We start from the raw sequence: 23,857 nt of genomic DNA on the forward strand, positions 1-23,857 counted from the left end.
CTGCCCGGGGCGCCGCCCGGGCACCCCGCCCCGGGGCACCCGGGTGTGTCTCCACTGCGGCCCCGGGCGTCCGGGACCATGAACCGACAAGCACAGGAGCGCCATGATCCGCACCCTCGAGCTGCCGGGGCGCACCCTGGCCATTTCCTGCCACCCCGACGACCGCCTCAGCCTTGAGGACGGTGCGGCCGTGCTGACCTCGGCGCGCTTCGCCGTCCTGCACGACATGCCGCACGGCGAGTTCTACCGCCACGGGCACAACTCCTGGTCGCCCTGCGGCTGGCGTCCCCTGGACGCCCCGCCGCTGCGCATCGAGGACCCCGTGCGCCGACGCACCGCCGACGACAGCGGCTGGGACGACCCGGTGCGCCACCACTCCTCGTGGGTCGGTGTGGTCGAGGATGCCGGCCAGGGGCTCCTTGTGGGGGCCCTGACCGGGGACACGCCCCGGCTGCGCGCCGACACCGCCGCCCTGGAGGCCTTCACCGAGACCGGCCGACCGGGACGGTGGCGGATCGCGGTCGGAGCGCCCACCGAGCTGCTCAGCGACTACGCCCGCGCCGTCGCCGCGGTGGCCGGCCGCCGGCCCGTGCACCCCCAGTCGGTGTGGTGCTCTTGGTACTCCTACTACGAGACCGTCACTGAGGAGGCCATCGCGGCCGAGGTCGCGGGGCTGGCCGGGCTCGGGGTGCGCACGGTCCAGATCGATGACGGATGGGAGCGCAGCGTCGGCGACTGGCAGGCGGGTGAGCGCTTCGGCTCGGGCATGGCGCACACCGCCCGGACCATCCGCGACGCCGGCTTCCAGCCGGGCCTGTGGATCGCCCCCTTCATCGCCGTGCCGGGGTCGAGGACCGCCGTCGACCGCCCCGAGCTCTTCGTCACCGACCCCACGGGCCGCCCCGCGGTGGCCGGCACGAACTGGGGCGTGGACTACCACACCCTCGACCTGACCAGGGCCGACGCCCAGGAGCACGTCGCAGGCATCGTGCGCCGGGCCGTCCACGACTGGGGCTACACCTACCTCAAGCTCGACTTCATCTACGCCGCTGCCGTCCCGGGGGTGCGCTCGGCCCCAGTGGACCGCGAGCGGGCCTACCGGATCGGCCTGGAGGTCGTGCGCGAGGCGGCCGGCCAGGACGCCTACCTCCTGGGCTGCGGCGCTCTCCCCCTGCCCTCCCTCGGCCTGCTCGACGCGATCAGGATCGGGCCGGACGTGGCGCCGCTGTGGGACAACTACGCCAGCTCCGACCCCTCCGACGCCACCGCCCGCAACGCCCTGAGCACCTCGGTCGACCGCCTGTGGCTCGGCGAGGTCATCGGCATCGACCCCGACGTCGCCTTCTTCCGGCACCGCCGCAACCTCCTGAGCGAGGAGCAGATGGGCTGGCTGCGCGACCTGGCCGCTGCCTGCCGCTTCCGCTGCCTGTCGGACCCCACCGCCTGGCTCGATGAGGCCGAGCGACAGGCGGTGCGCGACTTCCTGGCCGGCAGCGAGCGGGTCGAGCTGACCGGCCGCCACCGCTTCCGGCTCGACGGTCGCGAGGTCGACCTCTCCCCGGCCCTTGGAGCCGCGGTCGCCGCCTACCCCCTGTGAACGACCCGGTCGAGGTGGCCGGCCGATGCATCCGACCGCGCGGAGGATTCCGACCGATCGGTGGAATGGCGCGCGATCGGTGACCGAGGGCGAGGCCGAGGCCTCGATGTCCGTCGCGAGCACCTCAGCCCCTTCCCTTCTGGCTCCCCAGTGGCTACTATCTAGTAACCACTAGATAAGCGGCGAGGGAGCCGCTCAGGAGGGTCATATGACGCACACCGACCGCCTCATCTTCGGCGCCGCCTACTACGACGAGTACACCCCCGCCTCCGCCGGCCCCGACCGTCTCGAGCGCGACATGGCGATGATGGTCGAAGCAGGATTCACCACGATCCGCATCGCCGAGTTCACCTGGGGGACGTGGAACCCGGCCCCCGGGACCTTCGACTTCACCCACATCGACCGCGCCCTCGACGCGGCCGAGGCCCACGGCCTGGACGTCATCATCGGCACCCCCACCGCCGCGGTCCCCACCTGGCTGGCCTCCCTCCACCCCGAGGTCCTGGGCGTCACCGCCGCCGGCCCGAACACCTACGGGCCCCGGCAGAACATGAACATCCTGTCCCCGGCCTACCGCCACTACGCCGAGGCGGCGATCCGGGCGCTCGTGGCGCGCACGGCACCGCGGCCCGGCGTCATCGGCTTCCAGCTCGACAACGAGACGAAGTACTACGACGCGGCCAACGATGACATCCAGCGGGCCTTCCAGGCCAGCCTCAAGGAGCGTTTCGCGGGAGACCTCGACGCCCTCAACGCCGCCTACGGCCTCAACTACTGGGCCAACCGGATCAACGCCTGGGAGGACTTCCCGGACGTGACTGGCACGATCAACGCCTCGCTGGCCGCCGCCTTCGACTCCTTCCGGCGCGGCCTGGTCACCGAGTTCCTCGCCTGGCAGCGCGGCATCGTCGACGACTACCGCCTGCCCCACCAGTTCGTCACGCAGAACTTCGACTACGAGTGGCGTGGACACTCCTTCGGCATCCAGCCGGCGGTCGACCACTTCGCTGCGGCCGAGGCGGTCACCCTGGCGGGTGTCGACATCTACCACCCCGGCGAGGACGAGCTGACCGGCAAGGAGATCGGCTTCGGCGGGGACGTGTCCCGCAGTCTCAAGGATGGCGAGCCCTACCTCGTCGTCGAGACCCAGGCGCAGGGCCAGATGGGGTGGCTGCCCTACCCCGGCCAGCTGCGCCTCCAGGGGTACTCCCACCTGGCGGGCGGCGCGATGGGTGTCATGTACTGGCACTGGGGCTCCCTCCACAACTCCTTCGAGACCTACTGGAAGGGCCTGGTCTCCCAGGACTACTCCGCCAACCCCACCTACCTCGAGGCGGCCGTCCTCGGCCGTGAGATGGCTGAGCACGCCGACGCGCTGGCCGGCCTGCGCAAGCGCAACCGCGTCGCCGTCATGGTGTCCAACGAGGCCCTGACCGCCCTGGAGTGGTTCGGCCTGGACAGCGGCTTCCCCCGCGCCTACTCCGGTGGGGGCGCCAACTACAACGACGTCTTCCGCTGGGTCTACGACGCCCTGTTCGAGCTCAACGTCGAGGTGGACATCGTCCCGGCCGGTGCGACGGCGCAGTGCTTGTCGCGCTACGACCTGCTCGTGGTGCCCGCCCTCTACGCCGCCACGGAGGGGACTGTCGAGGCGCTGCGCGCCTATGTGGCCGACGGCGGGCGGCTCGTGACGACCTTCCGCACGGGCGTGGCCGACGAGAACCTCCAGGTCGTCACCGACCGGCAGCCCCACGGGCTGTCGGGGCTGCTGGGCCTGGGCACCGACCAGTTCACCCGCCCCCGGGGCGTGCGTCTGGCCCCGGCCGGAGCCCTGGCCGAACGCCTCGGCGATGCCGCCGGGGCCCAGCGGGCCGGCGAGGTGGACCTGGGCCTGCGCACCTACATGGAGCTGCTCACCCCCGTGGAGGACCCCCAGGGCGACGCCGAGGTCGAGGTCCTGGCCAGTTATGAGCACCACGCCTGGTCCGGTCCCGCCATCGCCCGGCGCGCGGTGGGCTCCGGCTCACTGACCCATGTCGCCGCGTGGACGAGCGCCGAGGTCCTCAAGGAGGTGCTCGCCGTCGTCCTCGACGAGGCGGGGCTGCGGGACTGGCCCATGGACCTGGCCGGAACGGTGACCGTCCGCCGTGGCGTCAACGCCCGGGGCCGGGACCTGACCTACTTCCTCAACTACTCCGCCGACCCGGTCTCCTTCGACCTGCCGGCGGCGGGGACTGATGTCCTGGGCACGACCGGGCAGCCGGGCGCCGCGCTTGGTCGGGGCACCGCCGTCACGCTCCCCGGCTGGGGCGTGCTCATCGTCGAGGGGCAGGCGCGCTGAGACCCGCCGGCTCCTGTCTGTGCCCGCACCCGCGGTCCACCGTTCCTCCAACCGTTACCGACAGCGGATCAACCCCACACCGACCCATACCGACCCTGCACCGACCTCATACCGACACCACGCTGACCTGCACCGACCCGCACTGACATGCACTGACCCGTACCGACACTGCTTCCGCACCGACGCATGAGGAGCTCACGATGTCCGCCGCCACTGCTGCCTCCACTACCGCCACTGCCGCTACGACTGGCCGACCCACCTGGGTCGTCACCACCGAGAACCATCCCTGGCACACCCCCGAGGCCGAGGTCGAGGTGGTGCCCGCCGACGTCTTCCCCGAGGTCCTTGTCCGCCTCGATGCCCCCGCCCAGGAGGTCGAGGGCTTCGGGGTGTGCTTCAACGAGCTGGGCTGGACCTCCCTGTCCCGCGTGACCGAGGACGAGCGCGCCGAGGTGCTGCGCGAGGTCTTCAGCCCCGAGGGTGCCAACGCCTCGGTGTGCCGCATGCCGATCGGTGCCAACGACTTCTCCGTCGACTGGTACTCCTACGACGAGACCGATGGCGACCACGCGCTGGCCGACTTCAGCATCGCCCACGACGAGGCCACCCTCGTGCCCTTCATCAAGGCCGCCCAGGCCGTCCGCCCCGACCTGCGTCTGTGGGCCTCGCCGTGGTGCCCGCCGACCTGGATGAAGACCAACCGGCACTACGCCTGCGGGGTGCCCAACCCCGCCGCCGTCCAGACGCGCTTCGATAACGGGCTCACCCCCGACCGGGCCATCCCCGAGGGCACCGACGGCTTCGTGCTGACCGAGGAGAATCTCGACACCTACGCCCGCTACTTCGGGGCCTTCATCGACGCCTACCGTGAGCGAGGCATCGACATCTCGATGGTCATGCCGCAGAACGAGTTCAACTCCGACCAGGTCTTCCCCTCATGCACGTGGACCCCCGCGGGACTCGTGTCCTTCCTGCGCCACCTCGTCCCCGAGATGGAGGCCCGCGGCGTCGAGGTCTTCCTGGGGACCATGGAGCGGCCCGACCCCCGGCTCGTCGAGGAGGTCCTGGCCGACCCCGTCATCGGTCACCGGCTGGGCGGCGTCGGCTTCCAGTGGGCGGGCAAGGCCGCACTGCCCTTCGTCCACCGGGACCACCCCGGCCTGAAGATCTACCAGTCCGAGCAGGAGTGCGGCGACGGGCAGAACGACTGGCGCTACGCCCGCTACGCCTGGTCGATGATGCGCCACTACTTCACCCACGGCGCCACCGTGTACGACTACTGGAACCTGTCCCTGGACGCCGGCGGGGTCTCCCGCTGGGGCTGGAGCCAGAACTCACTGGTCACCGTCGACCCGCAGACCGGGGAGTTCTCCTTCAACCACGAGTACTACGTCCTCAAGCACCTGTCGCACTTCGTCCAGCCCGGTGCCCGCGCGGTGCCGACCCTGTCCTACACGGGTCACGAGAATGTGCTCGCCTTCGCCAACCCCGACGGGTCGGTGGTGCTGGCTGCGCAGAACGACATGGGCTCGCCGATGCCGATCTCCTTCGGGCTGGGAGACCGGCTCGTGCGCCTGACCCTGCCGGCGGACTCGGTCTCCACAGTGCTGCTGCCCGCGGCGTGAATCCCGGCCCCGCGCCTCGCCTCCGTGGGTGAGGCGCGGGGTGCGCAGGCGCATGCGCACAAGGCCGGGCGCGTCCGGGGTCGGGCGCGTCCGGAGTCAGGCGCGCCCGGGGTCAGCGGTAGCCGTCCCAGGTCGGGGAGGGGAAGAGCAGCGGCTCCCAGCGGGCCCACTCCTCGCTCAGGCAGATCGCGGGGCGGCGGAAGTAGCGGATCTGGACGCCGTCCATCGCCTCGAGCGCCATCTCGACCAGGGGCCGCATGGTGGGCCAGCCGCCCGCCTCGACCACCTGGGGAGGCAGCCGCCACGTGAACTGCGAGTAGTAGTCCCACGCCTGGTCGGGGCGCTCGATGAAGTAGTCGTAGGCGGGGTGGGATGAGTCGGTCGCCTCGGCGCCCAGGGTCATGTAGAGGCCCATGAGCTGGGGGCGCGCCTCGTTGAAGGCCACGAGGTAGCGGAAGTAGGCGGGCAGGCTCATGCCCTCGGGGTGGGTGGCTGCGGGGTCGCCCGAGTCGATGAAGTCCTGAGGCGTGCCCTGACGGTCGTAGCGCTTGTCCAGGAGGAGCTTGAGGAGCCCCTCCTTGGTGCCGATGTAGTGCAGGAGGCCCGCCTGGGTGATGCCGACCCCGTCGGCGACCTTCTGCAGGGACAGGCCGTTGAAGCCGTGAGCGGCCACAAGCGCGGTGGCGACCTCGACGATCTGCTCGCGGCGCTCATCGGCGCTCAGGCGAGTGCGTGACGTCCGAGAGGGCATGCTCCGAGCCTAGATGATCGGCGTCCAGATGCCGGTATGCCGGTATGCCGGGATCGCGGCGGCGTGGGCGGCGTGGGCGGCGTGGGTCAAGTCCCGGGTAGTGGTGTGAGCGCGGTGTCCTGCCGCGCCGGATCCCTGGCGGCACAAGCGCGGCCCGGCACCGGTGTCCGGTGCCGGGCCGCGGGTGGCGGTCATGATCTGCTCAGCGGACGCGCCGGATCGCCATGATGGCGATGCAGCCCAGGACGGCGAAGGTGATCGAGATGGGGAAGACGAGCGTGTAGCTGTCGGTGGCCCGCACGACGTTGGCGGTGATGATCGGGCCGGACATCTGGCCGAGGGTCGTCGACATGTTGAGGATGCCCAGGTCCTTGCCGGCCTTCTCGGGGTTGGGCAGGACATCGACGTTGAGGGCCTGGTCGACGGCGTTGTAGACGGCGTAGCCGAAGCCGGCGATGCAGGCGAACAGGTACATGCCCGTGGTTGTCGGCATGATCCAGGGCATCGTCACCCCGACCGCGAAGCACAGGGAGGCCAGCACGACGGGCACCTTGCGGCGGCGCAGCAGGTCGGACAGCGGCCCGGAGATGAATCCGCCGACGAGCCCGGCCACCATGATGATCGTGTTCGTCAGGGTGACGGTGGCCGCGACCTGAGCCGCAGACAGCGGCTCGCCGGCCTCCTTGAGGTGGTCCTGGATGATGTAGAGCTGGTAGGCGTTGATCATCTGGTAGGACAGCAGCATCGTGAAGCGGCCGATGAAGGCCTTGTAGAAGTCTCCCGCGTTGCGCGTGGGCGGGATGAAGGAGCGCAGCAGGTCGCCCAGGGAGCCGCTCGTGGCCTCGAGGTCGACAGCCGAGCGCTCCTTGGGCCACAGGGCGACGGCGACGATGCCGGAGACGCCCATGAGGATGCCGCCGAGCACGAAGCCCGGGGTCGATGCCTCGCCGGTGGTGATGAAGCGGGCTCCGATGATCGCGCCCAGCGGGTACCCGATGGCGGCGCCCACCCCCCAGAAGGTCGACATCGTGCCGCGGATGTTCTCCGGAACGCGGTCGGACAGGACGGCGATCGCCGGGGCGAGCATCATGTTGAGGCCGACCATGCACAGGCAGTAGTCGATGGTCAGCAGCGTGATGTTGCCGATGACCCCGACGCCGAAGAGGGTGACGCCGCCCAGCGCGCCGCCGGCGACCACCCACGGCGTGCGTCGGCCCAGGCGCGAGCGGGTGCGGTCGGAGAAGTTGCCGAAGACGAGGTTGGAGACCAGCGAGACGATCGCGGTCACGGCGCTGATGGTGGCCAGCAGCGAGTCGGGGTCGTCCACGCCGAGGTCCTTGAGGCGCTGGGGCAGCAGCACGGTGGCGACCGAGCTGAGGCCGAGCGCCCACAGCACGGAGATCGCCATGAAGCCGGCGCCGAAGCGGACCATGGTGGACCCGGAGATCGGCCGGCCTGTGTCGGGGGCGAGGTTGGACAGTGTGGTCGAGGCCGGGGATTCCTCGGTGGGTGTCGGTGCCATGGTGGCCCTTTCATCGAACGACGATGTCCGTCAGGGGACTTACTGAGTGCTTAGTAAGTTCGTTGGTGAGCCTAATTGATCGGTGGTCCAGCCGTCAACGGGTCAGGTGGCCGAGTTCGTACCTTCTGTCTCGGGGGCGGTCGCTCAGGGTGCGTCCGGGGAACGCAGGGTAGGAACCCGGCGAGGGCGAGGCACGTCCGGGGAACGCTGAGTACGAACCCGGGAGCGCGAGTGACGGCATAGGCTTGGTGGGGAGGAAGGAGAGCCATGGGTCGAACCCAGTGCGCCGGGCGGCCAAGCCCGCGGGGCGCGCCGGCCACACCTGCGGGGGCCGCCCCGCTGTCCACAGAGGGTGTGCCGGCCGGCCCGGTGGCGTCGGGATCGACGACGCGGGGAGCAGCAGCGGCCGAGTCCGCGACGTCGGCCGGAGTGACCGGAGCCCACCGGTGCGCCTGACCTCGGACCTGGCCGGGCTGGCCACGACTCGCGACTTCCGCGCTCTGCTCGCGGTCAGGCTGATCTCCCAGACCGGCGACGGCCTGGTCCAGGTGGGTCTGGCCTCGTTGTTCTTCTTCCAGCCCCAGAACATGACGACCGCGGCGGGCGTGGCGGCGGCCGTCGTCGTCATGCTCCTACCCTTTTCGGTCGTCGGGCCCCTGACCGGGCCCTTCATCGACAGGTGGCGACGCCGCCAGACCCTTGTCGTGGGCAACCTGCTGCGAGCGGCCATCATCGGCGCCACGGCCGCCGCGCTGGAGGCGGTGGGTATCGGATCGGTCGTCTACGGTCTTGTCCTCGTGGCGCTGGGCATCAACCGTTTCCTGCTGTCCGTGCTGTCCGCCGGGCTCCCCGAGGTCGTTGACCGCGACCGGCTGCTCGTGGCCAACTCGATCGTGCCGACCCTGGGAGGGGCAGCGGCCGCGCTGGGGGCGGTCATCGGATTATGCCTGCGGGTGGTCCTGCCCGACGGCGCCGCCCAGGACACCGCCAGCCTCGTGGTGGCGGCGGGCCTGTACTGCCTGGCCGCCGTCGTGGTCCTGCGGATCGGGGTCGAGCGGCTCGGCCCGGACAGGGTCGACCGCGCTGTCGGTCCGGCCGAGGCGCTCGCGGCCGCCGTGTCCGACCTGGGCGAGGCCGTGCGCTACCTCGTGGCGCGTGGCACTCCGGGGCTGGCACTGTCCACGATGGCGGCGCACCGCTTCGCGTACGGCATGGAGCTCATCACGATGATCCTGACGGCCCGTAACCTCATGGCTGACCCCCGGGACGCGACGACGGGGCTGGCGGTGTTCGGGATGCTCATGGGGGCGATGGTCACCGGGCACGGGGTGGCGGTCGTGCTCACCCCGGTGGCCCACGAGCGGGTGCGGCCCTCGACGTGGGTGGTCATGTGCCTCATCGGCGGGACGGCCGGCCAGCTCCTCATCGTGGTCGGCCACGAGCAGGTGCCCATGGCCGTGGGGATCTTCGTGTTCGGCGTCGGCGTCCAGGGGGCCAAGATCGCGGTGGACACGATCGTCCAGTCCGACACGGCCGATGCGTTCCGGGGGCGGGCCTTCTCCATCTACGACGTCCTGTTCAACACCGCCGAGTGCGTGGCGGCGGGGGTGGCGGTGCTTGTGCTGCCCGACGTCGGTTGGTCCCGTCCGGTCCAGGTGGCACTCGTCGCCCTCGTATGGGTGGTGGCCCTCGTCTACCGGTGGCGGGTGGGTGTGCTGGGCGACCGCCCGCGCGAGGTCGTCTGGGCCCGCCCGGCGCTGATGGCGCAGCCGAGTCCCTGTGCCGAGTCTGACTATCGGGCGGCGAACGGTGTCAGCGAAGCCTCGACCTCGCGAACAGGGCGATCCCGGCGGCGACGGACACGTTGAGCGACTCGGCGCCCTCGATCATGGGGATCGTCGCCGTCAGGTCGACGGCTGCGCCGACACCGGGCGACATGCCCCTCAGCTCGCTGCCGAAGACGAGCCCCAACGGCTCGTCGAGCTCACTGACCCGGCTCATCGTCGTGTCGCCGTCGGCCGCCAAACCAACGAGCCTGCACCGGGGTCGCGCCCAGGCCAGCACCTCATCAGCCTCGGCCAGCACGACTGGCAGTGAGAAGACGTAGCCGCGGCTTGCCCGCACGAGACGGCGGTCCATGACCGTGTCGAGCTCGCTGTCGCACAGCACCACCCCGGCAGCGCCCAGGGCGAAGGCCGAGCGCACGATCGCACCGATGTTCCCCACGATCCGCACGCCGTCGAGAATGACGACATCGCCGGAGCCCAGGTCGATCTCCTTGAGGCGGGCCGGGCGCGGTGTCGTGGCCACGGCGACGACGTCGGGGCGGCGCCCGGACTTGAAGATCGCCGACATGAGCGGGGAGGCGATGAGCCGGAAGGGCACGCCGTAGGACGCGCACAGGCGCACCAGCTCCTCGGGCACGCGGGACTCATCGGCGTAGACCTCGACCAGCCGCACCCCGCTGCGGATCGCCTCGGCCACCGGCAGCTCGTCCTCAAGGAACATGACCGAGCCCGGCTTGAAGCGCGGCTTGGAGATGTCGACGATCCGCTGGACCGCCGGGTCGGAGCGCCGGGTGATCGTCTCGAGGCCGTGAGGTGTCATCGCCGGTACCCTACACAGGTAGACCGCGGAGCGTCGCCGTGAGAGGACCCCGGTGCTGATGGGCGCGGATGCACCGCGTCAGTGGCGTCGTCCACGAGCCCGGCCGCAGCGGGCCGTGGTGCGAGGCGCCCGACCTCGCACCACGGCCTCAGGCGCGGGCTCGCGCAATTGCCTTGCGGATCTCGTCGATCCACAGGACGAGTGAGGCCATGGCGACGACCACCACCCAGTGCATGGCGTCCAGGGGCGCGGTTGAGAAGGCGGCCTGGAGGAAGGGCACCTCGACCACGGCGATCTGGAGGACGATCGCCAGGGCGATCGAGCCCCACAGCCAACGGTTGACGAACAGGTGGCTGAAGGCCGAGACCGTCTCGGAGCGGGAGTTGAGGGTGTTGAACAGCTGGGCGAAGACCAGCGTCGTGAAGGCCGCAGTGCGCGCGGTGTCGAGGTCGTCCACCGAGACGCCGGCGATCTCAATGACCCCGCCGGGCAGGAACAGGTCGAGGGTCGTCAGGGTCGCGATGGCCATGACGGCGCCGACCAGCAGCACCCCGCCCCACATCCGGGCGTCGACGACCCGGTCCTCGGGCTTGCGCGGGCTGCGGGCCATGACGTCCTCGACGCTGGGGTCCACACCCATGGCCAGGGCCGGCCCGGAGTCGGTAACGAGGTTGATCCACAGGATCTGGGTGGCCACGAGCGGCAGGACCACCCCGGAGGTCGAGTGGTCGCTCAGCCCGATGACGCCGGCCAGCACGACGCCGGTGAAGACGGTGAGGACCTCACCCATGTTGGACGACAGGAGGAAGCGCAGGAACTTCTTGATGTTGTCGAAGATGCGCCGTCCCTCGCGCACGGCGGCCACGATGGTGGCGAAGTTGTCGTCCGCCAGGACCATCGTGGCGGCCTCCTTGGTCACCTGGGTGCCGGTGATGCCCATGGCCACCCCGATGTCTGCGGCGCGCAGGGCGGGGGCGTCGTTGACGCCGTCACCGGTCATCGACACCGTGTGCCCCTGAGACTTCAGAGCCTCGACGATCCGCATCTTGTGCTCGGGGGCCACGCGCGCGTACACATTGGCCTCCGCCACGGCCGCCGACAGTTCGGCGTCGTCCATGGCGGACAGCTCCCGGCCGGTCACGACGCGCGCCCCGCGCTCGGCGATGCCCAGGTCGGCGGCGATCCGTCCGGCCGTGGCCGGGTGGTCGCCGGTGATCATGAGCACCCGGATGCCCGCGCGGTGGGCCTCGGCGACCGCCACGGCCGCCTCGGGGCGCGGCGGGTCGATGATGCCGACGACCCCGGCCAGGACGAGGTCCTTCTCCAGGTGGGAGAAGTCGGCGTCCCCGCCCTGGGCGGCGGCCACCTCCCGCGCCTCGTCCTCGGTCAGGACCCGGTAGCCCACCCCGAGGGTGCGCAGGGCCCGGCCGGACATGTCGGCGATGTGCCCGGTGAAGGCGGCGCGGACCTCATCGGTCAGCGGGGCGGCGTGCCCGCCGGCGTGGTCGACGCCCTCATCGGTGCCCTCGACCGGGTCACCCTCGCGCACCTGGGTGCAGCGCTCGAGGAGCACATCGGGGGCGCCCTTGGACACGAGGATCGTCGTGGAGTGCTTGGCGTCGGTGTACAGCACGCTCATCAGCTTGCGCTCGGAGGTGAAGGGGACCTCGCCCACCCGGGCGAAGCGCCCCTCGCGCGAGCCCTCGGTGCCCAGCTTGCGCTCGGCCACGAGGAAGGCGCCCTCGGTGGGGTCGCCCACGACGCTCCACACGCCGTCGTCGACGGTCAGCTCGGCGTCGGAGGCCATGGCGCCGCCGGACAGGACGACCGTCACCTCATCGCGCAGGGAGCCGGCCAGGGGCTCGGCGTCGGGCTGACCGTCCCGGTCGGCGTCGGGGGCGACATTGCCCTCCGGGCGGTAGCCGATGCCGGTGACGACGGTGGTGCCGGCCGCGGTGACGACCTCCTGGATCGTCATCTCGCTGCGGGTGAGCGTGCCGGTCTTGTCCGAGCAGATGACCGAGGCCGAGCCGAGGGTCTCCACGCTCGTCAGCTTCTTGACCACCGCCTTGTGCAGCGCCATGCGCTGGACGCCCAGGGCCAGGACCACCGAGAGGATCGCAGGCAGGCCCTCGGGTACCGCCGCCACGGCGAGGGACACCCCGAGCAGGAGGGCGTGGATGAAGGTGTCCGAGCTGCGGTCCTCGGCCAGGAGCAGCAGGGTGCCCACGACGACGAGCGCGATGACGACCACGATGATGCCCAGCATCTTGGAGATCTGGTGGATCTCCTCCTGCAGGGGCGTGGCCTCCTCCTCGACGGCGTCGAGCATCGTGGCGATCGCCCCCATCTCGGTGCCCGCGCCGGTGGCCGTGACGACCGCCCGACCGGTGCCCTGAGCCACAGAGGTGCCGCGGTAGACCATCGAGGTGCGGTCGGCCAGGTCGGCGTCGGCGGCGGTGGCCTCGACCGTCTTGGTCACGGCATCGGCCTCCCCGGTCAGGGAGGACTCGACCACTCGCAGAGAGGCGGCGCTCAGCAGCCGGGCGTCGGCCCCCACCTGGTCGCCCTCGCCCAGGACGAGGATGTCGCCGACCACGAGCTCGGCGGAGGGCACGACGACGCGGTTGCCGTCGCGCAGGACCGTGGAGGAGGCCTTCGTCATGGCCGACAGCGCGGCGACCGCGTCAGCGGCCTTGGACTCCTGGGCGAAGCCCAGGATGGCGTTGAGGGTGATGACCGCCAGGATGACGAGGCTGTCCACCGGGACCCCGTGGGCGCCCTCGAGGACCCAGGCGACCGCCGAGATGGCGATGGCCAGGATGAGCAGGTAGACCAGCGGGTCGTTGAACTGGGCGAGGAAGCGCTTCCAGGCCGGCGGCGGTGGTGTGCTCGGCAGCTCGTTGGGGCCGTCGGCGGCCAGGCGCTCGGCCGCAGACGCGGCGCTCAGGCCGGTGGTGGTGTCGGTGCCCAGGTCGGCGGCCACCGAGTCGGCGGGATGGGACCACGGTGCGTCGGGGCGTGCCGCCGCAGGGGCGGTCGTGCTCGTCGAAGGTGTCACGGGCCCATCACACCAGGTGCGCCGTGCCCGGGCGAGGAGAGTTCGCCCCTGGAGGCTGTGGGCTTGGCCGCAAGGTGCCGCTTCCGGGGCTGCGGGGCCCCGCAGCCCCGGTTCAGCCCAGCAGCAGGCGCGCCAGCGCGGTGCCCACGAGGCAGGAGGTGGCCACCCCGATGAGGCCGGGCACGAGGAAGGAGTGATTGACGATGTACTTGCCGATGCGGGTCGTCCCCGTGGGGTCGAAGCCGATCGCGGCCAGGTCCGAGGGGTAGGTCGGCAGGATGAAGTACCCGTAGGAGGCCCCGATGAAGCCGACGACGACCACCGGGTCGACCCCCAGCTGGAGGGCCATGGGGGCGACGATGAGCAGGCCGGCGGCCTGGGAGTTGACGAGCTTGCCGATGATGAACAGCACGATCGCGTAGGCCCACACATGGTCGGCGAGCATCCCCGCCAGGCCGGACTCCAGGGAGTCGAGGTGGGCGGACACGACCGTCTCGGTCATCCAGGCCACGCCGAAGATGGAGAACATGGCGGTGGCCCCCGACTTGAACACGGCGGTCGAGGCGATCCGGCCGGCGTCGACCCGGCAGGTCAGCAGGATGAGCGCCCCGGCGGCCAGCATGACCATCTGGATGACGAGGTTCATCGACAGTGGTTCGAGCTCGCCGGCGTCCCCGGTGGGGAACAGCGGGCGCAGCTTCTCGATGGCGCCCAGGACGACGACCACGGCGATCGCGCCCAGGAAGATCGCCGTGGCCCGGTAGGCCTCGCGCGGGAAGACCTTGCCGATGAGGGTCTCGGAGCCGGAGTAGACGTTGGCGCGGAACTCGGGGTCGGCCAGCCGGGCCTGGAACTCCTCGTCCTTGTCCAGGTCCTTGCCCCGACGCATCGACCACAGGGCGGCGAGCAGGACCCCCGACAGTGACGCGGGCACCGAGACCATGAGGATCTGCGGGACCGACCATCCCACCCCCGTGTTGTCCGCCAGGATCGAGACGACGGACACGGTGGCCACCGAGACCGGGGAGGCGGTCACGCCCATCTGCGCGGCCACCGAGGAGGCGGCCATCGGGCGCTCGGGGCGGATGTCCTTCTTGATGGAGATGTCGGCGATGATCGGCAGCATCGTGTAGACGACGTGGCCGGTGCCGCACAGGACGGTCAGGGTCCAGGTGACCAGCGGGCCCAGCAGCGTGACCTGCTCGGGGTGCCTGCGCAGCAGCTTCTCGGCGAACTGCATCATGACGTCCAGTCCCCCGGATTGTTGGAGGGTGGCGGCACAGCCGATGACGGCCAGGATCGTCAGGATGACGGAGACGGGCGGCTCGCCGGGCTCGAGCCGGAAGCCGAAGACGAGGACGACCAGGCCGATGCCGGAGATGAGCCCCAGGGCGATGCCGCCCTTGTGGGCGCCCACGAGCAGGCAGGCCAGGATGATGACGATTTCGAGGACAATGACGACGGCGGACACGGGCACCTCCGGGGCGCAGCGGATGGTGTGGTCCCCACGACGGTACGCTTGTCTCGCCTCCGATGTGATTGACATCGCGGAGCAAATGGCCTTCGTGGGGCGTCGCGCAGCCGAGCCCGCCCCATAAGCGGGACCTGGGTCCCGACCGGCGACGGGGTGCCGGCCCCGGGGCCGGCACCCCGTCGCCTCAGGCAAGCTCGGGCTGGAGGCCCAGGGTGCCCACGAGGGAGGCGCGGTAGGCCGGCGAGGAGTACTCCTCGACCCGGGCGCGGGCGGCCTCGAGGCGCTCGGCGATGCCCAGGCGCCCGGTGACCTCCTCGTTGCCCTCGGTGCTCACGAAGGTCGTCAGCGCGGTCACGGAGCGCTCGGCGTGAGCCACGTCGCGGCGGACCTTGGCGTCGAGGCGCTCGGCGTACCAGTCCGAGGCGAGGATGGACTCGCGGGTGAACAGCGCGCGCAGCTCCGGGTCGGACAGGGTCCAGCCCTCGGCGCTGCGCCCCTCGACCATGATCTCGAGCAGGGCGCGCAGCGGTGGGACCGCCTGGGCGATGGAGCCGTCGTCGACGTAGTGCTGGGCGACCGCCCGGTGCGTGGCCACGATGACGTCGACCGACTCGGCGAAGACCTCCGGGTCCTGCAGCTCGGGCCGGAGCATCTCCTCGGTGAAGATGACGTCGGGGTGGAGGAAGATCCGGCCGAAGTAGGTCGCCGCGAAGTCCTCGTTCATCCGGTAACCCAGGCGGGAGGCCTCGATCCGGCGGCCCTCGTGCTCGATGTCCTCGATCCGCTCGAGGTAGCCGCCCTCGATGAGGGCCCGGGCGTCGCGCTCCGAGGCGTCCATCCGGGAGAAAATCTCCGGGATGAGCAGCGAGATGTCGTGGGCCACCGTCACCTTCGGGCCGATGCACCCGGCGCTGGACAGCCACCCGTCGTAACCGCCCAGGGCGTAGGACAGCAGGGCGGCGTTGAGGTCGTAGACCGCCGGCAGGGCGTTGAAGGGTGCCTTGGTCAGCGCCCCCTCGCTGCCGGCCCCCGTGGTCGAGGGGGACTTGCCCGTCATCGAGGAGATGAACTCCATGAACAGCTCGGGCAGCTCCATGTAGTGCAGCGGGTTGTAGGCGCACAGCGGGGGGACCGTGCCCTCGGGCGGGTTGTTGCGCCGCCCGGCCGCCACGACGTCGACGCCGTGGGACAGCGGCTCACTCAGCGGCACCTGCTCCCACAGGTGGCTGGACAGGTCGGCCAGGCGCGCCTCCTCGGGACGGGCCAGGTCCGGACGGACCTGGAGGTAGCGCGGGTTCTTCGACGGAACCCCGCCCACGAGGCGCGGGTTGGCCGAGGACACGAAGAAGGTCCGCCGGGCCTCAGCGTCAGGACCCGCGGGGTCCTGGACTCCGGCGGCCCGCTCGACGAGCTCGCGCATGGGCGCGGTGAAGCGCGACAGGCCCGGAGCGTCATCGACCATGGCGCGGGCGTCGTCTGGGGTCAGCGGCTCGAAGTTGGAGATGAAGGTGCCCGGGCGGGACATGTCGAGCTCGGTCTGCTTGTCGTAGCCGCGCACGATGGCGTCGTCGGGGCGCTGGAAGAGCAGGCGCTCACAGTTGGTGACGTACTTGCGCGAGGGGGCGCCCTCGGGGCCGGGCGCGACCGTCGAGGCGGTGATGTCGTCCTCGGTCTGGACCTTGGCGGCCGGGGAGAAGTCGGGTCGCAGCGAGAACAGGCGCCACGCGCCGTCGGCCTCGAAGCCCACGCGCAGCATGTTGACCTTGACCACCTCCCCGTCCAGGCGCAGCGAGCTGCCCGTGCGGCCGTTGATGACCCCCACCGTGAAGTGGCTGCGCCAGTTGGAGCCCCACTCGGGCCGGTAGAAGCGCTTGACGGTGAAGACGAGCTCCTTGACATGGGGCGGGATGGAGGCGAGCAGCGCGTTGTGCTCCTCGTTGTACTCCTCGCGCGGGGTGAGCAGCTTGATGACCGAGCCGAGGCTGCGGTCCGCGGACAGGATCGGGCGGTGGTCGATGCCGTTGGACCGCTCCTCGGCGAAGCGCCCGGAGAAGTCGTGGTCGAGCAGGTCCTGGACGGCGTCGAGGTCGGCCTCGACGTCCTTGATGTAGGCCTCACCGAAGACGAAGGCGTCGAGGAGGGACTTGGAGATCTCCGACTTGCCCCCGCCCGAGACCGTGGCCGGCTTGTGGGCGTGGGTCGACCAGGGCGCGGTACCCACGAGGTGCCACTGAGTGGGGTCGCCCACCCGGTGCTTGGCGTGGATCCGGTAGCCGTTGGGGGCCACGTAGGTCCTTCCGGCCAGCAGGGGCACCGAGCTCGTCGTGCCGTCCGGTCGGGCCCAGCTGACGGTCTGGCTGCGCATCGAGTAGGTGGCCCCGCCGGGCACGAGCACGACCGAAGCGTCGGTCAGGTCGACGGCGCTGCCATCGCCCTGGGGGGCGAAGCGCCCCGGGTTGGCCTCGATGACGCGCTCGACCGTGCGGTTGGGCGGGGTGCGGTGGTCGACGTACTCCTGGCCCAGGTTGTAGCGGGGGTAGGCGATCGCGCCCCCGGCGTGCTCCTCCTCGACGTTGCCGAAGAGGTTGGCGGAGTAGCCGATCTGGGTCTTGACCTCCTTCTTGCAGTAGCCGAAGTAGTTGTCGGCGATAACCGTGACGATGACCCCGCGCTCGTCGCGCGCGCAGCACTTGAAGGCCTTGCCGTCGTTGTACAGCTCCCCGGGGACCCTCCAGCACTGGCCGTCGCGCCGCTGGCGCTCCGTGGCCCGGTCCCAGTGGGGCAGGCCCAGCTCCTCCTTGGTCAGCCCGGTCAGGTGGGGGGCGAGGATGACGCAGCCGGTGTGGCCGGTCCAGGACTCCGGCGCCAGGGAGGCGTCGTGCTCGGGCAGGTAGGGGTCCCCGCCGTTGCCGAAGATCCCCTCGACGAAATCGAGGTTGGACACGAGCCCGCCGGGCACGATGAAGCGGATCTCCATGCTCCGCTCCCCAGAGAAGCCGGGAACGGCGGGCACGACCACGGGGCGCAGGAGCAGGGACACGAAGCAGCGGGCGGGCTGGTCGGTCCTGGCCGACCACGGCAGGGTCATGAGGTCGGCGGGCGGACGGACCGCGGCGTCGAGCAGGCGCGCGAAGACGTCCCTGTCGACGGAGATCTTGTCGTCGGGCACGGGCAGGCCGCCCTGGGCGACGTGGAACACCCCGGCGGTCGTGCGCCGGTCGTTGACCGGGTTGTGCAGGACGCCGTTGAGCGCCTTGTAGGAGCGCACGTAGGCGGACTCGAAGGACGTGGCGTCCACGGGCAGGGACAGCTCGCGGGCCAGTCCCGGCTGGTCCAGGACGAAAGTCGAGCGCGGCAGCTGCGGAGCCACCGGGGCGCCCTCGAGGTAGGAGTCGAGGAAGCTCTGGATCCGGGAGTCGGCGGCGCACAGTCGGTGCGACAGGCGGCGCGACATCTCGCGCTGGCGGGCCAGGAGTGGGGACATGAGCCTCTCCGCTGCCTCGTCGGCGATGCCCGGTGAGGTCGGGATGCCCAGGAGCTCCAGGCGCAGGCTGATGGCCGAGGTGGTCGCGGCGGTGATGTCATCCATGCGTCCCAGGGTAGTGAAGCCCGGGGGGACGGGCGCGCCGGGGCCCGCCCCGTGGACCGGTGCCCCGGTGCTCCCCGCGGTGGGAGCGCCGGGGCACCGGCCGTCGAGCCTTGACCGGGGCGGGCCCCGGGCTCCCGCCGGCTCAGCGCTCGCGGGCTCCGGTGATGAACTCCTCGACGCTGGCGCGCGCCTCGGCGTCGGGGCGCTGCTCCATGGGGGACTTCATGAAGTAGGAGGCGGCGCTGAGCAGCTCCCCGCCCACACCCCGGTCCAGGGCGATCCTGGCGGCGCGCACGGCGTCGATGACGATGCCGGCGGAGTTCGGTGAGTCCCACACCTCCAGCTTGTACTCCAGGGAGATGGGGGCGTCCCCGAAGTTGCGGCCCTCGAGGCGCACGTAGGCCCACTTGCGGTCATCGAGCCAGGCGACGTGGTCGGAGGGGCCGATGTGGACGTCGTGCTCGTCGAGCCGGGTGGCGAGGTTGGACTGGACGGCGTTGGTCTTCGAGATCTTCTTGGACTCCAGGCGGGAGCGCTGGAGCATGTTCTTGAAGTCCATGTTGCCGCCGACATTGAGCTGGTAGGTGCGGTCCAGGACGCAGCCGCGCTCCTCGAAGAGGCGGGCCAGCACCCGGTGGGTGATCGTTGCGCCGAGCTGGCTCTTGATGTCGTCCCCGATGACCGGCACCCCGGCGGCGGCGAAGCGGTCGGACCACTCGGTGGTCGAGCCGATGAACACCGGCATGCAGTTGACGAAGGCGCAGTGGGCGTCGATGGCGCACTGGGCGTAGAAGCGGGCCGCCTCCTCGCTGCCCACCGGCAGGTAGCACACGAGCACCTCGGCGCGGGCCCGGCGCAGCGCTGCGACGACGTCGACCTCCGGCTCCGGGGACTCCTCGACGGTGGCCCGGTAGTACTCGCCGAGGCCGTCGAGGGTCGGCCCGCGCAGCACGGTGGTCCCGGTGGCCTCAACGTCGGCAATGTGGATGGTGTTGTTCACACCGGCGTTGATCGCCTCGGCCAGGTCGAGCCCCACCTTGGCGGCGTCGACGTCGAAGGCGGCGACGAACTCGAGGTCCCGCACGTGGTAGCCGCCGAAGTCGACGTGCATGAGGCCCGGGACCCTCTCCTGAGGGCTGGCGTCGCGGTAGTAGGTGACCCCCTGGACGAGGGAGGAGGCGCAGTTGCCGACGCCGACGATCGCGACGCGGATGGGTGAGGAAACGGGCATATGCGGGCTGCTCCTGGTGTGGTGGGTGCTTCGGCGTCCGGGTGACGCGAGCACACCCTAGATCGATCTAGGCGCATGATCCAAGCCCTCGGGCCGAGATGACCGGAACGGGGTAGTCTGTCCGAACGCGCTCGGCGGCATATGAGGGGCTGCCCGGTCGCCTCCCGGCGGTCGCACAGCAGGTTCCTGCTATCGCTCGGCAGCGACCTCGCGCCATACTTGCGTCACTTCCCGACGGATGGGTTCCTCTCATCCACCCGTCCAGAGAAACGAGGTTCGCGTGGCTGGATCCACAGGCAAGGGAGCCCGCCCCAAGGGCACGAAGCTGTCCCAGGCGGCGGGTGCGTCCAGGACACCCTCGAAGGGGCTGCCCGCCTCCATCCCGCCGGCGGGCCGGGCGGGGGCGGCCGAGCCGCCGGCCCCCGCAGCCGCGACGACGGCGGCCGGTAAGGCCAGCAAGACAGGCAAGGCCGAGAGGTCGGCGCAGGCCGGCTCGAGTGAGGCGGTCAAGGCCGGCAAGGCCGGGCGCAAGCGCCGTTTCCTCAACTATCCGCGTGCTGGCAAGGGCCGGGTCATGCGCTGGCTGCCGAGCTGGCGCTTCGTGCTCGGCAGCTTCCTGCTGCTCATCCTGGCGGCCGTCGGGGGCTTCGTCCTGGCCTACTCCATGGTCAAGGTCCCCGAGCCCAGTGAGTTCGCCCAGGCGCAGACGACGACCGTCTACTACTCCGACGGCACGACGGTCATGGGCGAGTTCGCCGAGATCGACCGCACGATCGTCGACACGACGGCCGTGCCCGACTACGTGGGCAACGCCGTCGTGGCCAGTGAGGACCGCACCTTCTACACCAACAGCGGCGTGGACCCCAAGGGCATCGTGCGCGCGCTGGTCAACAACCTGCGCGGCGGGGCGACCCAGGGCGCCTCGACCCTGACCCAGCAGTACATCAAGAACTACTACGTCGACACGACCAGCTCCTACGTCGGCAAGTTCAAACAGGCGATCATGGCGATCAAGATCGACCGCGAGCTGTCCAAGGAGGAGATCCTCGACTCCTACCTCAACACGGTCTACTACGGGCGCGGCGCCTACGGCATCGAGGCGGCCGCCCAGGCCTACTTCGGGCACTCGGCCGCCGAGCTGACCGTCTCCGAGGCCGCCCTCATCGCGGGCATCCTGCCGGCGCCCAGCAGCTGGGACCCCGCCATCGACCCGGCCAAGGCCGAGGAGCGGTGGGGGCGCGTCCTGGACTACATGCTCGAGGACGGCTACATCACCCAAGAGCAGTACGACTCGGCCACCTTCCCCGAGACGATCGCCTCCCAGAACGCGGAGACCTACGCGGGGACCAACGGCTACCTGCTCCAGCTCGTGCGCGCCGAGCTGGAGTCCGACGCCGGACTGACCGCCCAGCAGATCGACACCGGCGGCTACCACATCGTCACGACGATCGACCAGCAGAACCAGGAGGCCGCGGTGGCGGCGGTCCAGAACCTCCCCGAGGGGGCCTCACCCGACCTACGTGTGGGCCTGGTGTCCATCGACGCCACAACGGGAGGGATCGTCGCCCTGTATGGCGGGAGCGACTACCTGACCAACCAGGTCAACTCCTCGACCGATGCCGTCGCCCAGGCGGGGTCGACCTATAAACCCTTCGCCCTCGTGGCGGCCCTCGAGGAGGGGGCGAGCCTGTCGGACGGCTACACCTCGGACTCGCCCATGACGATCGAGGGCGACCAGTACGTCAACTTCCGGGGCGTGTCCTACGGCTGGTCCAACCTCATCAAGGCGACCCAGTACTCGATCAACACGGCCTACGTCCAGCTCAACCGGGACGTCGGCCCGGACCTGACCAATGACGCGGCGGTGCGTGCGGGCTACCCGCAGGACACGATCGGCATGAACGACTACGTCCAGAACGTCCTGGGCTCGGCCTCGCCGCACACCATCGACATCGCCACCGCCTACGCGACCTTCGCCTCGCAGGGCACGCGGCACGACACCCACATCGTCCATTCGGTCAACAACGCCGACGGGTCGGTGGTCTACACGGGCAACACCGAGGGGGAGAAGGTCTTCTCCGACGACGTCATGGCCGATGCCACCTACGCCATGGAGCAGGTGGTCCAGTACGGCTCGGGGGAGACGGCGCTGGCCCTCGACCGTCCGGTGGCCGCCAAGACCGGGTCCTCCACCGACAACAAGTCGGCCCAGTTCGCCGGCTACACCCCGCAGATCGCCACCGCGGTCACGCTCTACCAGACGGGGGCGGACGGCTCGGAGGAGTCGATCACCCCGTGGGGCGAGTACGACGAGATCACCGGCTCGACCTATCCGGCCGACATCTTCACCGACTACATGGCGGTGGCCCTGGCGGACCTGCCGGTCGAGGAGTTCCCCGAGCGGACCTCGGCCTCCTACGGGCGCGGGTCCCTGGGGGAGGCGACCCCCGAGCCGAGTTACGAGCCGACCCAGGCGCCGGTCGAGGAGACTCAGGCCCCGGTCGAGGAGAGCCCGGCGCCGGTCGAGACTCAGTCGGCGGACCAGGACCGGGATCAGCCAACGCAGGGAAACGGTGGCACCGGCGGTGGAGGTGTTGATTCCGGAGATGGCACCGACACCCAGGACCAGCAATCGGGATCCGGCAATCAGAACAACGCCGGGGGCGGATAACCGCAGAGCCCGGGGCAGTGGCGCACCGCACGCCACCGCCCCGGGCCCTCGCCTTCCGGGGGTTGCCAACTCTCCGGTAGGGTCGTGACCCGGTTGCGCCGTCGGGCGCCCGCCCCTCGCCGCGACCGCACGCATCACCCTCCTGTCACGGAAAGACCGTGACCGCCACAGACCAGAGGAGGTGGGTACCAAGCATGCGTCACTACGAGATCATGATCATTCTCGACCCCGAGACCGACGAGCGCACCGTCGCCAACTCGCTCGAGAAGCTGCTGCAGGTCGTCCCCAGCAACGGGGGAACCGTGGACAAGGTCGATGTCTGGGGCAAGCGCCGCCTCGCCTACGACATCAAGAAGAAGTCCGAGGGCTTCTACGTCGTCGTCGACCTGACCACCACGCCCGCCATCGCGCAGGAGCTCGACCGGCAGCTCGGCCTCAACGAGACCGTCCTGCGCACCAAGTTGCTGCGCCCCGAGGCCTAAGTCCGCGATCGGAACGGAGGACAAGCATGGCCGGTGACACGATCATCACGATCGTCGGGAACCTCACCGCCGACCCCGAGATGCGCTACACGCCATCGGGTGCGGCGGTCACGTCGTTCACGATCGCCTCGACGCCGCGCACCTTCGACCGCGCCTCCGGGGAGTGGAAGGACGGGGAGACCCTGTTCATGCGCTGCTCGATCTGGCGCGACGCGGCCGAGAACGTCTCGGAGTCCCTGACCAAGGGCATGCGCGTCATCGCCCAGGGCAGGCTGAACCAGCGCTCCTTCACCACCCGCGAGGGCGAGCAGCGCACGGTCATGGAGATGCAGGTCGACGAGATCGGCCCCTCTCTGCGTTACGCCCGCGCCCAGGTCACCCGCATCGGACGGGGCCAGGGCGGACAGGGCGGCTTCGGCCAGCAGGGCCCCTCCGGACAGGGCGGTTATCAGCCCCAGGGAGGTCAGGGCGGCTACCAGCCTCAGGGTGGACAGGGCGGCTTCGGCCAGCAGGGTCAGGGCGGATACAACGCCCCGGCCGGCGGCGCCGCCGACGACCCGTGGGCCACCGGAGGCGCGACGTCCTTCGGTGACGAGCCCCCGTTCTGATCCTCCTCGATCCTCTCCGTGCGGCGGCCCTCTGTGCCGCGCACACCACATCATCTCGTCTGAGCGCCACCTGCGCTCGAAGCAAGGAGTACCACCATGGCGAAGCCTCAGCTTCGTAAGCCGAAGAAGAAGGTCGGCCCGGTCAAGGCCATCAGGGTCGGCACCATCGACTACAAGGACACCGCGACCCTGCGGAAGTTCATCTCCGACCGCGGCAAGATCCGCGCCCGTCGGGTCACCGGCGTCTCCGTCCAGGAGCAGCGCAAGATCGCCAAGGCCGTGAAGAACGCCCGCGAGA

15 protein-coding genes are annotated in these 23,857 nt (G+C 70.6%); 8 read left to right on the top strand and 7 right to left on the bottom strand.

Annotation, left to right across the window (positions count from 1 at the left end; all coding sequences use genetic code 11):
- The first annotated feature begins 103 nt into the window (after window positions 1-103).
- From Q4C85_RS03465 to Q4C85_RS03475, 3 genes are all read left to right on the top strand, one after another.
- Window positions 104-1,597 (top strand): glycoside hydrolase family 36 protein, encoded by a 1,494-nt coding sequence (locus tag Q4C85_RS03465; protein WP_303139578.1) that lies wholly within the window; start codon window positions 104-106, stop codon window positions 1,595-1,597.
- A 208-nt stretch (window positions 1,598-1,805) separates the two neighbouring features.
- Window positions 1,806-3,938 carry a beta-galactosidase gene (locus Q4C85_RS03470; RefSeq protein ID WP_303139580.1) on the top strand — a complete coding sequence of 711 codons (2,133 nt, stop codon included), beginning with the start codon at window positions 1,806-1,808 and terminating at the stop codon, window positions 3,936-3,938.
- A 200-nt stretch (window positions 3,939-4,138) separates the two neighbouring features.
- Window positions 4,139-5,563, top strand: a complete 1,425-nt coding sequence (locus tag Q4C85_RS03475) for a glycoside hydrolase family 30 beta sandwich domain-containing protein (RefSeq protein ID WP_303139582.1) — start codon at window positions 4,139-4,141, stop codon at window positions 5,561-5,563.
- Window positions 5,564-5,675: 112 nt separating this feature from the next.
- Here the strand turns inward: Q4C85_RS03475 and Q4C85_RS03480 are convergent, their stop codons facing one another.
- The gene (locus tag Q4C85_RS03480; RefSeq protein WP_303139584.1) at window positions 5,676-6,314 is read right to left on the bottom strand and encodes a TetR/AcrR family transcriptional regulator; all 639 of its coding nucleotides are present in this window, start codon (window positions 6,312-6,314) and stop codon (window positions 5,676-5,678) included.
- A 202-nt stretch (window positions 6,315-6,516) separates the two neighbouring features.
- A complete protein-coding gene (locus Q4C85_RS03485) occupies window positions 6,517-7,836 on the bottom strand; it encodes an MFS transporter (protein ID WP_303139585.1) in 1,320 nt (439 codons plus the stop codon).
- Between the two features lie 446 nt (window positions 7,837-8,282).
- On the opposite strand from Q4C85_RS03485, the gene Q4C85_RS03490 reads away from it, so the two are divergent.
- Window positions 8,283-9,704: an MFS transporter gene (locus Q4C85_RS03490; protein WP_303139587.1), complete on the top strand. Its 1,422-nt coding sequence runs from the start codon at window positions 8,283-8,285 to the stop codon at window positions 9,702-9,704.
- Here Q4C85_RS03490 and Q4C85_RS03495 read toward each other — a convergent pair.
- The 5 genes from Q4C85_RS03495 to Q4C85_RS03515 form a co-directional block, all read right to left on the bottom strand.
- On the bottom strand, window positions 9,649-10,443 hold the full coding sequence (locus tag Q4C85_RS03495) for a TrmH family RNA methyltransferase (RefSeq protein WP_303139589.1): 795 nt from the start codon (window positions 10,441-10,443) through the stop codon (window positions 9,649-9,651). The two genes, Q4C85_RS03490 and Q4C85_RS03495, sit on opposite strands and share 56 nt — an antisense overlap.
- Before the next feature lie 148 nt (window positions 10,444-10,591).
- Window positions 10,592-13,504, bottom strand: coding sequence for a cation-translocating P-type ATPase (locus Q4C85_RS03500; RefSeq protein ID WP_303139590.1), 2,913 nt, complete (start codon window positions 13,502-13,504; stop codon window positions 10,592-10,594).
- A 112-nt stretch (window positions 13,505-13,616) separates the two neighbouring features.
- A complete protein-coding gene (locus Q4C85_RS03505) occupies window positions 13,617-14,975 on the bottom strand; it encodes an anaerobic C4-dicarboxylate transporter (RefSeq protein WP_303139592.1) in 1,359 nt (452 codons plus the stop codon).
- Between the two features lie 187 nt (window positions 14,976-15,162).
- The gene (locus Q4C85_RS03510; protein ID WP_303139593.1) at window positions 15,163-18,567 is read right to left on the bottom strand and encodes a hypothetical protein; all 3,405 of its coding nucleotides are present in this window, start codon (window positions 18,565-18,567) and stop codon (window positions 15,163-15,165) included.
- 142 nt (window positions 18,568-18,709) lie between these two features.
- Entirely contained in the window at window positions 18,710-19,798 is a 1,089-nt protein-coding gene (locus Q4C85_RS03515) for an inositol-3-phosphate synthase (protein ID WP_303139594.1), read from the bottom strand.
- Between the two features lie 238 nt (window positions 19,799-20,036).
- On the opposite strand from Q4C85_RS03515, the gene Q4C85_RS03520 reads away from it, so the two are divergent.
- The 4 genes from Q4C85_RS03520 to rpsR all read left to right on the top strand — a co-directional run.
- Entirely contained in the window at window positions 20,037-22,469 is a 2,433-nt protein-coding gene (locus Q4C85_RS03520; protein ID WP_303139595.1) for a transglycosylase domain-containing protein, read from the top strand.
- A gap of 194 nt (window positions 22,470-22,663) precedes the next feature.
- The gene (gene rpsF, locus Q4C85_RS03525) at window positions 22,664-22,951 is read left to right on the top strand and encodes a 30S ribosomal protein S6 (protein WP_303139596.1); all 288 of its coding nucleotides are present in this window, start codon (window positions 22,664-22,666) and stop codon (window positions 22,949-22,951) included.
- A gap of 26 nt (window positions 22,952-22,977) precedes the next feature.
- On the top strand, window positions 22,978-23,559 hold the full coding sequence (locus Q4C85_RS03530) for a single-stranded DNA-binding protein (protein WP_303139598.1): 582 nt from the start codon (window positions 22,978-22,980) through the stop codon (window positions 23,557-23,559).
- A 96-nt stretch (window positions 23,560-23,655) separates the two neighbouring features.
- Window positions 23,656-23,857, top strand: a 202-nt coding sequence (gene rpsR / locus Q4C85_RS03535; protein ID WP_303139599.1) for a 30S ribosomal protein S18, incomplete at its 3' end; no start/stop codon positions are given.

It is taken from the genome of Actinomyces sp. (genome assembly GCF_030524025.1).
Lineage (GTDB): Bacteria > Actinomycetota > Actinomycetes > Actinomycetales > Actinomycetaceae > Actinomyces.

Coding starts and splice junctions, on each gene's coding strand:
- Q4C85_RS03465 (WP_303139578.1), top strand. CDS start 104: ATGATCCGCACCCTCGAGCTGCCGGGGCGCACCCTGGCCATTTCCTGC.
- Q4C85_RS03470 (WP_303139580.1), top strand. CDS start 1,806: ATGACGCACACCGACCGCCTCATCTTCGGCGCCGCCTACTACGACGAG.
- Q4C85_RS03475 (WP_303139582.1), top strand. CDS start 4,139: ATGTCCGCCGCCACTGCTGCCTCCACTACCGCCACTGCCGCTACGACT.
- Q4C85_RS03480 (WP_303139584.1), bottom strand. CDS start 6,314: ATGCCCTCTCGGACGTCACGCACTCGCCTGAGCGCCGATGAGCGCCGC.
- Q4C85_RS03485 (WP_303139585.1), bottom strand. CDS start 7,836: ATGGCACCGACACCCACCGAGGAATCCCCGGCCTCGACCACACTGTCC.
- Q4C85_RS03495 (WP_303139589.1), bottom strand. CDS start 10,443: ATGACACCTCACGGCCTCGAGACGATCACCCGGCGCTCCGACCCGGCG.
- Q4C85_RS03510 (WP_303139593.1), bottom strand. CDS start 18,567: ATGGATGACATCACCGCCGCGACCACCTCGGCCATCAGCCTGCGCCTG.
- Q4C85_RS03515 (WP_303139594.1), bottom strand. CDS start 19,798: ATGCCCGTTTCCTCACCCATCCGCGTCGCGATCGTCGGCGTCGGCAAC.
- Q4C85_RS03520 (WP_303139595.1), top strand. CDS start 20,037: ATGGGTTCCTCTCATCCACCCGTCCAGAGAAACGAGGTTCGCGTGGCT.
- rpsF (WP_303139596.1), top strand. CDS start 22,664: ATGCGTCACTACGAGATCATGATCATTCTCGACCCCGAGACCGACGAG.
- Q4C85_RS03530 (WP_303139598.1), top strand. CDS start 22,978: ATGGCCGGTGACACGATCATCACGATCGTCGGGAACCTCACCGCCGAC.